The sequence below is a fragment of the Streptomyces boncukensis genome, from assembly GCF_011045075.1.
GTDB classification, from domain to species: Bacteria; Actinomycetota; Actinomycetes; order Streptomycetales; family Streptomycetaceae; genus Streptomyces; species Streptomyces boncukensis.
Genome location: NZ_JAAKZZ010000274.1, coordinates 1 through 9,926 on the forward strand (window position 1 = coordinate 1; position 9,926 = coordinate 9,926).

A 9,926-nucleotide genomic window follows, 5' to 3' on the forward strand; every position below is an offset into this window, starting at 1 on the left:
CCGCCCCCGCCTCCGCCGACCGCCGCGTGGACCCGGCAGACGACGGTGCGGGAGGTGGAGATGTAGGAGTTGGCGCGGAGGGTGCGGGCGGCCTTGTCGAAGGGGACGTTCTCCTTCTCGTGGAACTCCTGCTCCTGGCCCAGCACGCGCGCGGCACGGACGGCCGGCGAGCTGAGGGAGCCGTGGCACAGCTCCTCGGCCGGGGTCGAGCCGGTGCTCCCGCTGGCCGTGCACGAGACCAGGGTGAGTGTCGAGACGATTCCGGCCGCCGGGGCCCGCAGCCGGATCAGCTGCCGCCGCGAGCCCGCCGCCCCCCGGTCAGCCCGGGTGCGGTGCGCCGCCCGCACGGGTGCCGCCTCGCGTGCCGACGGCCCGGTACGTCTCCTCGATGTCGTCTCCGTCCTCCGCGTCCACTGCATCATCCGCGTCATCCGCGAGATCCCCCTCCGGATCCAGCCCGGGACCGCTGTCCGTGAGGTACAGCTGCGCGAGGTACCGCTCCGGCGCGGTGCCCAGGTCGCGTTCGCCCCGGTCGGAGGGCGGGTCCCCGCCCTCCGGGGGCTCGGGCAGGCCGGGCCGCCGGGGATCGCGTCCCCCTGGCGGAGCCCGGTGAACTCCGTGAACTCCGTCGTGGCCGTCGTGGCCGTTGTGGCCGGTGCGGGCAATCGCGGGCGCCGCCCACGTCTCCTGGAACGTCACCGGACCTCCTCGCGCCTGCTCGCGCCCCTGCCCGTCCAGGTGTCCTGAACGGTCTGAACGGCGTGACGACCGGATGGCAGTGAACGTAGCGGCGGAAGGGGAACGGGGGGTGACATCGAGGCGGGCACTGGTTGACCGAGGGGCGTCCGCGGCTGTGCCGCCGGCCCCGGCCGTCGCTGTAGCGAAGTTGCAGCAGAAGTACGGCACGCCCGCGGTGGCTCCGCACGGCAGCGATCCGGTTGGCTGGCACCAGCCCCCGCGGGGGGAGAGGCGAGGGGGACGAGGGGAGCTCACGTGCCGGACCGTGGACTGTGCGTGCGGTGCCACCAGGTGACGGACGACCCGGTGATGATCGGGGCCGTGGAGTCGGGCTCAGGACCGGGCTCGATCCTGTACGCGTGCCCGCCGTGCGCACGGGAGTACGCGGAGAACTGGTTCGCGCCCGCGTGGTTGCGCGAGGAGCTGGCCGCCCGCGGCGACGATCCGTGAGCACCCCGCGCCGCGGGCGTCACCGGGTGGTGTAGCCGCCGTTGGCGAAGATCGTCTGGCCGTTGATCCACCAGCCGTCGGTGGCCAGGAACGTCACCAGCGGAACGATGTCCTCGATCTTGGTGAGGTCGTTCCCCAGCGCCTGCGACTTGTGGAACACCACGCGCTCCGGGGTCTCCTGCCCGTAGAAGAACGGGGTGTCCATCGGGCCCGGGGCGACGTTGTTGACGGAGATGCCGCGCCCGGCGAACTCCTTGGCAGCGGCCCGGCAGAAGTGCTCGACCGGAGCCTTGCCGCCCGCGTACGTCGAGTAGCCGTCGGTGAACGCCGCGAGCAGCGAGGTCACGATGGTGATCACCTTGCCGCCGTCGTTGAGCTGCTTGCCTGCCTCGCGGATGAAGAAGTAGGCCGCCTTGGAGTTGACCGCGAACATGCGGTCGTACTCCTCCTCGGTGGTCTCCACGATGGGCTTGCGCAGCACCATCCCCGCGGTGTTGACGGCGACGTCGATCCCGCCGAAGTGGTCCCTGGCGGTGCTGAACAGCTGCTCGACCTCCGGCACCCGCGTCAGGTCGCCCTGGACGACCAGGGGCTTGCCGCCCGCTGCCGCCACCGCGTCGGCGGTCCGCCGGGCGTCCGGCTCCGTGGCGTCGGAGTGGTAGTGGATGACGACATTCGCGCCGTCCGCGGCCACGGTGGTGCTGAGCAGGCCGCCGAGGTTCTTCGCCCCCGCGCCGACCAGGACGGTCTTGCCGGACAGTGAGTGCGTCGCGCTCATGGGTGCTTCCTTCCGTGGTGGTGGCACAACGTGCGCCACCACCGTCACCCGGCGGGGCCCGGCACTTCTTGAACGATCCGGCCGCTCTGGAACAAACGCACCACGGAAGCCGACCGCCGGTTATGCGATCACGTGACCCGTATGGCCAGAATGGATGTGTGTCCAGCTCACTGATCAAGCCGCACCTCGTGCACTTGTCGGGCAGCGGAACCGACCTCGGGCACGCCGTGGCCGAGCGCGACCGGGAGCTGGCCGCGGGGAAGCCCTCCGTGGCGCAGCCGGCGGTCGGCCCGAACACCCATGTGCTGGTGGTGCACGCCGGTGCGGCCACCAACCTGGGCTGGTCCGCCGACGGGTTCGTGCGCCGCGAGCGCTTCCACCACGGCCAGTCCCTGATCAACCCGGCCGGCTGGGCGGCCCGGCCGCGCTGGGAGGAGGACGTCGAGCTGATGCTCGTCGCGCTCGACCCCGGGTGGCTGGAGAGGCTGGCGGACGAGGGCGGCTTCCGGGGCACGCTGGAGATCACCCCCAGATACCACTGCAGCGACCCGCTGCTCTCGATGCTGGTGGAGCGCCTGGTGCTGGAGTACGAGGGCTCCGGTCCCGCCGACACGCTCTACGCCCAGTCGCTGGTCCAGGCCCTCGCGGCACATGTGATCAAGGTTGCCGCCTCCCGCGGCGGCGGACCCGGGCCTGGGGCCTCCGGTCTGTCTCCGCGCAGGCTCGCGCAGGTGACCGACTACATCCATGCCAACATCGCCGAGCGCATCAGCCTGGACGATCTCGCCCGGGTCGCCGGCGTCAGCGCCTCGCACCTCACCCGGGTCTTCCGCGTGTCCACCGGGCAGTCGCCGCACCAGTATGTGCTGAGGCTGCGGCTCGAACACGCCCGCCGGGCGCTGCTCGGTACGGACACCGCGATCGCGCGGATCGCGGACGCGTGCGGCTTCGCGGACCAGAGCCATCTCACACGCACGATGCGGCGGCATCTCGGCGTCACCCCCAGCGCCCTCCGTACCGGGCGCTGACGCGCCGCGCCCCGCTCGCTCTGCTCGCCCCGCTCACCTCGCCCGGACCGTGCGCACCGCCTCCGCCGGGTCCCAGCCCTCGCGGGGGACGGCGGCGAGCAGAGCGCGGGTGTAGGGGTCCTGGGGATCGGCGAGCACGTGCGGTGTGGGGCCCTGCTCCACGGCCCGTCCCTGGCGCATCACCAGCGTCTCGTCGGTGATGTACTGCACGACGGCCAGGTCGTGGCTGACGAAGACCAGGGCCACCCCCGTCTCCCGGCGGATCTCCTCCAGCAGGCCGAGGACCTGGGCCTGGATGGAGACATCAAGCGCGGCCACCGCCTCGTCCAGGACCAGCACGGCCGGGTCGACGGCCAGTGCGCGGGCGATGGCGAGGCGCTGGCGCTGGCCCCCGGACAGGGCGTGCGGGCGGGCCTCGGCCTCGCGGGAGCCGAGGCCGACCTGGTCGAGCAGGCGCAGGGCCCGCTCGTCCGCCGCCGCGGCCTGGGCGCCGTGCAGGCGTAGCGCGGTGAGCAGGCACTGGCGGCCGGTCAGCCGGGGGTCGAGGGAGAGATAGGGGTCCTGGAAGACCATCTGGACCTCCCGGGCCCTGGCCAGCCGGGCCGCCCTGCCCCGCGGCGGCCGGGAGCCCCGGACGTGGCCCGCGACGGCGATGGTGCCGGAGTCGGCGCGGATCAGCCCGACGAGCATGCGCGCCACCGTCGTCTTCCCGGAGCCGGACTCGCCGACGATGCCGAGGGAACCGCCGCGCGGCACCCGGAAGCCGATTCCGTCGGCGGCGGTGAGCCGGCCGCCCCCGGGGAGCGGATAGGTCTTGCGCAGCGCGTCGACGCTGAGCACGGGCCCGTCGTGGCCCGTCTCCTGGGTCCCGGCCATCAAACGCCCCTTCCTGTGCGGTTCCCTGTGCCGTTTCCTGTGCGGTCGGACGGGTGGCGGGAGGCGCACGGCCGGGGCCGGGCCCGTGCCCCCCGGGTCATCGGGCAGCCTCCGCCCCGGAAGCGGCGGACGCCTCGGACGCCCCGGACGCGGTGGACGCCCCGGACGCTCCGGTGGCCCCGTGCGTGGCGGGTGCGACGGACGCGGCGAGCGGGAGCCGGCGACAGGCAGCCTCTCCCGCCGGCACCGGCGGCCCGTTCGGCACCGGCCCGCCCTCCGGCTCCAGCGGGGAGACCACCGGAGCCCAGGTCTCGCACTCCGGCTCCGCCTCCGGGCAGCGGGCCGCGAACGGGCAGCCCGGGAAGGATTCGGCCAGCGACGGCGGCCGGCCCGGCACGGGGCGCAGGTCCGCCGCCGTTCCGCCGAGCGTGGGCGAGCAGCCGAGCAGCCCGCGCGTATACGGGTGCCGGGGGTGTGCGAACAGCGCCGGCGCGGGCTGCTGTTCCACGATCCGGCCCGCGTACATCACCAGCACCCGGTCGCAGTAAGCGGCGGCCAGGTGCAGATCGTGGGTGATGAACAGCATGCCGGTCTCGCGCTCGGCGCGCAGGGTCCGCAGCAGGTCGAGGATCTCGGCCTGGGTGGTGACGTCGAGCGCGCTGGTCGCCTCGTCGGCCAGCAGCAGCCGGGGCTCCGCGGCCAGCGCGCCCGCGATGACGACGCGCTGGAGCATCCCGCCGGACAGCTCGTGCGGGCGCTGCCGCACATGCCGCGCGGGGTCGGGCAGGCCGACGGCGCCGAGGAGCTCGACCGCGCGGGCGCGCGCCGCACGGCGGTCGGTGACCCCGGCGTGGGCAAGCCGCTCGGTGAGGAAGTCACCGATGCGGCGGACGGGGTTGAGGGCGGCGCGCGGATCCTGGTGAATCATGGCCACCGTGCGGGCCCGGTGGGCGCGCAGCGCCTCGCCGCGCAGCGTGAGCACATCGGTGCCGTCGACGGTCACCCGGCCCTCCGTGCGCCCGCCGGCCGGCAGCATGCCGAGCGCGGCCTTCGCGGTCGTCGACTTGCCCGAGCCCGACTCGCCCACCAGGCCGAGCACCTCGCCGGTGCGCACCTGGAGGGTCACCTCGGCGAGCAGCGGGCGGGCCGTGCCGGGGAGTTCGAGCGTCAGGCCCGCGATGTCCAGGAGCGGCTGTGTCGTGGTCATGAGGGGGTTACCTCCTGCTGCCGAGGCGGTCGGCGGCCCAGACGCCGACGATGTTGAACGCCACCACCACGGCGGCGATGGCCGTGCCCGGCACCATGGCGGGGAGCAGCGCGCCCTGGACGACGGCCGCCTGCCCCTCCTGCACCATCAGTCCCCAGTCGGAGCTGGGCGGCTGGGCGCCGAAGCCCAGATAGCTGAGGGTGGCCAGGCTCATCAGGGCCTCTCCGAACAGCACCACCAGATAGCCGACCACGGACCGGGCGAGGTTGGGCACCAGATGGCGGGCGCATATCCGGGCGCCGCCCATGCCCTGCACGCGGTAGGCGTCGATATAGGGCTTGGCTCGCTCGGAGAGGGCCAGGCTGCGGGTGTACTTGGCGATGGTCGGGGCGTAGGCGAGGGCCAGCGCGAGCACCGAGGTGGTCATGCCCGCGCCGAACACCGCGATGATCAGCACCACGAAGAGCAGCCCGGGGAAGGCGTACATCACATCGGTGAGGCGCGAGACCAGGGTGTCCACCCAGCCGCCGCGCCAGGCGGCCAGTGTGCCGAGGGTCACCCCGAGCAGCGCGGCGAGCGCGAGCAGCGCCAGCGGGGCGATCAGGCTGGTGCGTGCGCCGTGGAGCACCCGGGAGAGCAGATCCTGCCCGGAGGCGTCGGTGCCCAGCAGATGCTCCCGGCCCGTGCCCACCAGGGAGGCCGACAGGTCGATGGAGTCGGGGGCGTAGGGCGCGAGCAGCGGGGCGAGCGCAGCGGTGAGCACCACCAGGACGAGGAACCCGGCCGCGATCAGCACGGTGAGGGGCTGTCTGGGGCGCAGCCGCGGCCGCCGTATCCGGGCGGCCCGCGGTGTCTGCGGCGCCTGCGGGGGCCGGGATGATCGGGGCGGCTGGGGTGACTGGGGTGACTGTGCCGCGGTCAGTGCGCTCATGCCGCGCTCCTCTCCGCCCGCACCCGGGGATCGAGCAGCGGGTGCACGAGGTCCACGAGGTTGGTGACGACGATGTAGCCGGTGACCATCAGCAGCAGGACGGCTTGGGCGACCGGGAAGTCATGGGTGTTGATGGCGTTGACCAGCAGGGAGCCGACCCCGCTGAGGCCGAACGCGGTCTCGATGACGACCGTTCCGGCGAGCATGCCCGCGGTGACCAGGCCGCACATGGTGAGGATCGGGCCCAGCGCGTTGCGCAGGATGTGCCGGCGGACGATGTCCCGTTCGGGTATGCCGGAGGCGCGGGCGGCCTCGACATGGTCGGAGGCGGCGGCGTCCAGCATGGACTGCCGGGTGACGCGGCTGACGATGGCCAGCGCACCGAGTGCCATGGACAGCGCGGGCAGGGTCAGATGGTGCACCGTGCCGCCGAAGCCCGAGCCGGCGCCCGTCACGGGGAACCAGCCGAACCGCACCCCGAAGAGCGAGACGAGGCCGATCGCGGCGACGAAGCTGGGCACCGAAGCCGCCAGGGTGGTGGCGCCGACGACCGCCTGGTCGACCCAGCCGCGCCGGACGGCGGCGAGCACACCCGCGCCGACGCCGAGGACCACGAAGATCAGCGTGGCGAAGCCGACGAGCGCGAGGGTGGTGGGCAGCCGGGAGGCGATCAGATCGGCCACCTGGTCCGCGTACTTGAAGGAGCGGCCGAGGTCGCCGTGCAGGCAGTCCCACAGCCAGCGGCCGTACTGCACCACGAGCGGCTCGTCCAGGTGGTACTGCTCGCGGACGGCGGCGAGCTTCTCCGGGGTGAGCTTGTCCCGGCCGCCGGCGAGGAAGACGGCGGGATCGCCGGGCGCCGCGTACACCGCCGCGAAGATCACGAAGGAGGCGGCGAACAGCGTTGCGACGAGCCCCGCGAGCTGTCTGAAGAGTCTGCTGAGCATGGTGTGTCAGCCCTTCGTCGCCGGGGAGGAGGGCGCGTCGGCCCCGCCCTTGCTGTTGCCCCCGCCCTTGCTCTTGGCTTTGCCCTTGCCCTTGCCGCCGAGGTCGGCCGCCCACGGGTAGTAGAGATACGCCATGGACGCGGGCGGTCCCGTCAGACGGTCGTTCAGCACCAGGACGGAGGGGACCTGCGCGACCGGTATCCACACGGCCTGCTTCGCGAACGTGTGCTGGGCGCGCACCGCGAGCCGGGCCCGCTTGCCGTCGTCGAGCGTGCTCAGCGCCTTGCGCACGGTGGCGTCGTAGGAGGCGTCCCGGAAGCCCACCCAGTTGTTCGAGCTGCGGGAGAGGGCGTTGTCGTAGAAGCCCAGCGGGTCGCTCTTGGAGATGTACCAGTCGGCGACCAGCACATCGATGTCGGCGCGGGCCTGCGGCGAGCTGTAGAACTCCTCGAACTGGGCCGTGGGCACCGTCTTGATCCGGCCCTTGAGCCCCACGCGCTGCAGCGCGGCCCGCAGGGCGTTGGCCACCACGGTGCGGCCCTGGCTGGCGTCGGTGCCGATGACCACCGGCTCGTCGGGTGCCCGGTCGGCCTCCTTGACCAGCTTCTTGGCGCGGGTGAGGTCGTCGGCGTCGGGTGAGGCGGGGGCGTAGGCGCGCAACGCGCGCTGGGCCGCGGCGAAGACGGGTCTGTCATAGCCCCAGGCGCCGGAGCCGATGCTGCTGGCCCAGGGCTCCACCATGCCGCCGTAGCCGGACCGGGCGATGCCCCTGCGGTCCAGGGCCAGCGACACCGCCCGCCGCACCTTGGGGTCGGCCAGGCCGCCCCGCTCGGTGGGGATGAGGGTGAGCGCCGCGGTGCTGGGGCCGTAGTGCTGGGCGAGGCCCTTCTTGCCGTAGAGGGCCGCGGCCGTGTTCGGCGAGCCGGCGTAGACACCGTCGGCCGCGCCCGTCGTCAGGGCGTTGACCAGCGCGCTGTCCGAGGCCCAGTGGAAGACCAGGCGGCGGGTCAGGGGCTTGCGGCCCCAGTAGCCGTCGTAGCGCTCGATGGTGATGGAGTCGCCGGACTTCCAGTTCTTGAGGGTGTACGGTCCCGAGCAGGCGTCCGGTTGGCCCGGGGTGCCGAACTCCTTGCCCGCCTTCTCCACCTGTGTGCGGCGGTAGACGAGGCCCGCGTCACCCGCGAGGGCCTGGCGGAACAGGGCGTCGGGCTTCTTGAAGGTGATGGTGATCTGGTGCGCGCCGGTCTTGGCCAGCTTTCTGACGTTCTCGAACTCGTCCGCCTGCTCCATGTCCTCGGCGGCGTGCCGCTTGAGGCTCCACAGCACGTCGTCGGCGGTGAGCGGGGAGCCGTCGTGGAAGGTGACGCCCTTGCGCAGGGAGAGAACCAGGGTCCTGGGGTCCGGGCGGGACTCCCGGGAGACGAGCCAGGGCTTGACCGACATGTCGGGCCGGAGCTGGTAGAGCCGCTCGCAGACGTTGGTCAGCACGGTGCGGCCCGCACTGCTGCCCCGGGTGTCCAGGTCCAGGGAGTCCGGCTCGTCCTCCAGCATCCAGGTCACCGTGGAGCGCGGTTCGTCGGCGGGCGCGGTGGCGGGGGACAGCTTGAGGTGGGCGGCGCTCCGGCCGCCGCCCAGCCCGCTGTTCGGCGCGCCACTGCACCCCGTGACGACGAGCGCGAGCACGGCGGCGAGTCCGGCGGCTGCCGGACGGAGCCGGGTGTGCGTGAGCTTCATGCGCTGCTCTCCTTGCATCGGGCACCGCCTGGCGGGGCGGGCCGCCCCGTCAGGCTGGTCTGCTGTCGCCGTACGGGCCGTCGTAGAGGTTCCAGGGGAGGTGCTGGTACTCGTGGTCGCAGGGGGTGCCGGGAGTGGCGTAGTAGTCCCCGGTGGTGAGGTCGGCGAGCGAGGAGATGAGCGTCGTCCAGCGGCTCAGCTCCGGCTTGCGCGGATCGGGGTGGGTGCAGATGCCCTCGGGGTGGCCGAGGTGGTCGGACATCGCCTGCCGTATCACCTTGCGCGACTCGGCGGGTGCCGCCGCGTCCCGCAGCGCACGCAGCCCCTGCTCCGCGCGCTCCACCCGGACCAGCGAATCGGCCGCAAGCGGGCGGTAGCCCTGCGTGGCCAGTGGCCCGGGGAGCCCTGCCTGATAGTGGTTGCCGTGCACCAGCAGCCCGTCCGTCGGATAGAGCCAGCCGTGCCCCGCCGGGGTGGTCTCCAGATCGATGGCGAAGCCCTCGCGGCAGGTCAGCAGGGCGTTGCTGGCGATGTGGGCGCGGGCGCGGCAGAGCACGTCCAGCGCGTCCGTGACCGAGGGCTGGTCCAGTGCGGTGCGGCGTACGACCGTCTGCGGCAGCCCGATCGCGTCGTCGAACCGGCCGCCCAGACCGTTGGCGTTCAGTGCGAGCCCGGCCGAACTGGCGCCCTGCCGCCCGATCTGCCCGGCCTCCACCTGCATGACCAGCGTCGGCTTCGGCGGCTGCACGACGCGGAGCAGCACGAGCGTGTCCGCCACACCGGCCCGCCAGTCCCAGTTCTGCCCGGCGTAGACATGTCCGTCGCCGCTGGCCGGGCCGTGGAGCGCGAACGAGGTGCAGCCGTCGGCACGTTCCTCGGCCGCCCCGCTCTCCTCGCCCATGGCGGCGAACGACTTGTCGTAGATCACCTCGCCCCGTGCGTTCAGCGCCAGCACGTCCAGCAGTTCCAGGCCCGCGCCGTCCGCTATGCCGCGCATCTCCTCCAGGAGCTCGGGCGCGAACGCCCGCACGGGCTCCAGCCAGCGGGCCGCGCGGGCCGTCACCTGCTCCCAGGTCAGCCCGGAGGAGGCGCCGAACGCCGCTTCGTAGTACTCCCGGGCGGCGCGCACCCGGGCGCGGGACGCCTCGCCGTACTGCCGCCCGCGCTCCAGCGGGGGGCCGGAGATCTCGATGGCCGGGAGAGCGGCCGGATGGGAGGGGGTGGCCGAAGGGGAGGG

At 73.3% G+C, this 9,926-nt stretch carries 11 protein-coding genes; 2 read left to right on the forward strand and 9 right to left on the reverse strand.

All coding sequences use genetic code 11. The annotated features are described in order from the left end of the window. Together G5C65_RS23165 and G5C65_RS23170 are read right to left on the reverse strand one after the other, a co-directional pair. Positions 1 to 347 (reverse strand): hypothetical protein (locus G5C65_RS23165; RefSeq protein WP_165300847.1); only part of this gene is annotated, 347 nt, incomplete at its 3' end. After that, on the reverse strand, positions 319 to 699 hold the full coding sequence (locus tag G5C65_RS23170) for a hypothetical protein (RefSeq protein ID WP_165300848.1): 381 nt from the start codon (positions 697 to 699) through the stop codon (positions 319 to 321). The genes G5C65_RS23170 and G5C65_RS23165, both read right to left, overlap by 29 nt. Before the next feature lie 294 nt (positions 700 to 993). Between G5C65_RS23170 and G5C65_RS23175 the strand changes: the two genes are divergently transcribed. Next, positions 994 to 1,188 (forward strand): hypothetical protein, encoded by a 195-nt coding sequence (locus G5C65_RS23175; protein ID WP_165300846.1) that lies wholly within the window; start codon positions 994 to 996, stop codon positions 1,186 to 1,188. A 19-nt stretch (positions 1,189 to 1,207) separates the two neighbouring features. Here the strand turns inward: G5C65_RS23175 and G5C65_RS23180 are convergent, their stop codons facing one another. Continuing rightward, entirely contained in the window at positions 1,208 to 1,966 is a 759-nt protein-coding gene (locus G5C65_RS23180; protein WP_165300849.1) for an SDR family oxidoreductase, read from the reverse strand. A gap of 158 nt (positions 1,967 to 2,124) precedes the next feature. Between G5C65_RS23180 and G5C65_RS23185 the strand changes: the two genes are divergently transcribed. Next, positions 2,125 to 2,994, forward strand: coding sequence for a helix-turn-helix domain-containing protein (locus tag G5C65_RS23185; RefSeq protein ID WP_165300850.1), 870 nt, complete (start codon positions 2,125 to 2,127; stop codon positions 2,992 to 2,994). Between the two features lie 33 nt (positions 2,995 to 3,027). On the opposite strand, the gene G5C65_RS23190 is transcribed toward G5C65_RS23185, so the two are convergent. The 6 genes from G5C65_RS23190 to G5C65_RS23215 form a co-directional block, all read right to left on the reverse strand. After that, positions 3,028 to 3,870 (reverse strand): ABC transporter ATP-binding protein, encoded by an 843-nt coding sequence (locus tag G5C65_RS23190; RefSeq protein WP_165300851.1) that lies wholly within the window; start codon positions 3,868 to 3,870, stop codon positions 3,028 to 3,030. A 97-nt stretch (positions 3,871 to 3,967) separates the two neighbouring features. Then, on the reverse strand, positions 3,968 to 5,077 hold the full coding sequence (locus tag G5C65_RS23195; RefSeq protein WP_165300852.1) for an ABC transporter ATP-binding protein: 1,110 nt from the start codon (positions 5,075 to 5,077) through the stop codon (positions 3,968 to 3,970). A 7-nt stretch (positions 5,078 to 5,084) separates the two neighbouring features. Further along, the gene (locus tag G5C65_RS23200; RefSeq protein WP_241265987.1) at positions 5,085 to 6,008 is read right to left on the reverse strand and encodes an ABC transporter permease; all 924 of its coding nucleotides are present in this window, start codon (positions 6,006 to 6,008) and stop codon (positions 5,085 to 5,087) included. After that, positions 6,005 to 6,955: an ABC transporter permease gene (locus tag G5C65_RS23205; protein ID WP_165300853.1), complete on the reverse strand. Its 951-nt coding sequence runs from the start codon at positions 6,953 to 6,955 to the stop codon at positions 6,005 to 6,007. The genes G5C65_RS23200 and G5C65_RS23205 overlap by 4 nt, the downstream gene beginning before the upstream one ends. Positions 6,956 to 6,961: 6 nt before the next feature. Next, positions 6,962 to 8,689, reverse strand: coding sequence for an ABC transporter substrate-binding protein (locus G5C65_RS23210; protein WP_165300854.1), 1,728 nt, complete (start codon positions 8,687 to 8,689; stop codon positions 6,962 to 6,964). 49 nt (positions 8,690 to 8,738) lie between these two features. Continuing rightward, complete coding sequence (locus G5C65_RS23215) at positions 8,739 to 9,881, reverse strand: C45 family autoproteolytic acyltransferase/hydrolase (RefSeq protein WP_165300856.1); 1,143 nt, start codon at positions 9,879 to 9,881, stop codon at positions 8,739 to 8,741. Positions 9,882 to 9,926: the final 45 nt, after the last annotated feature.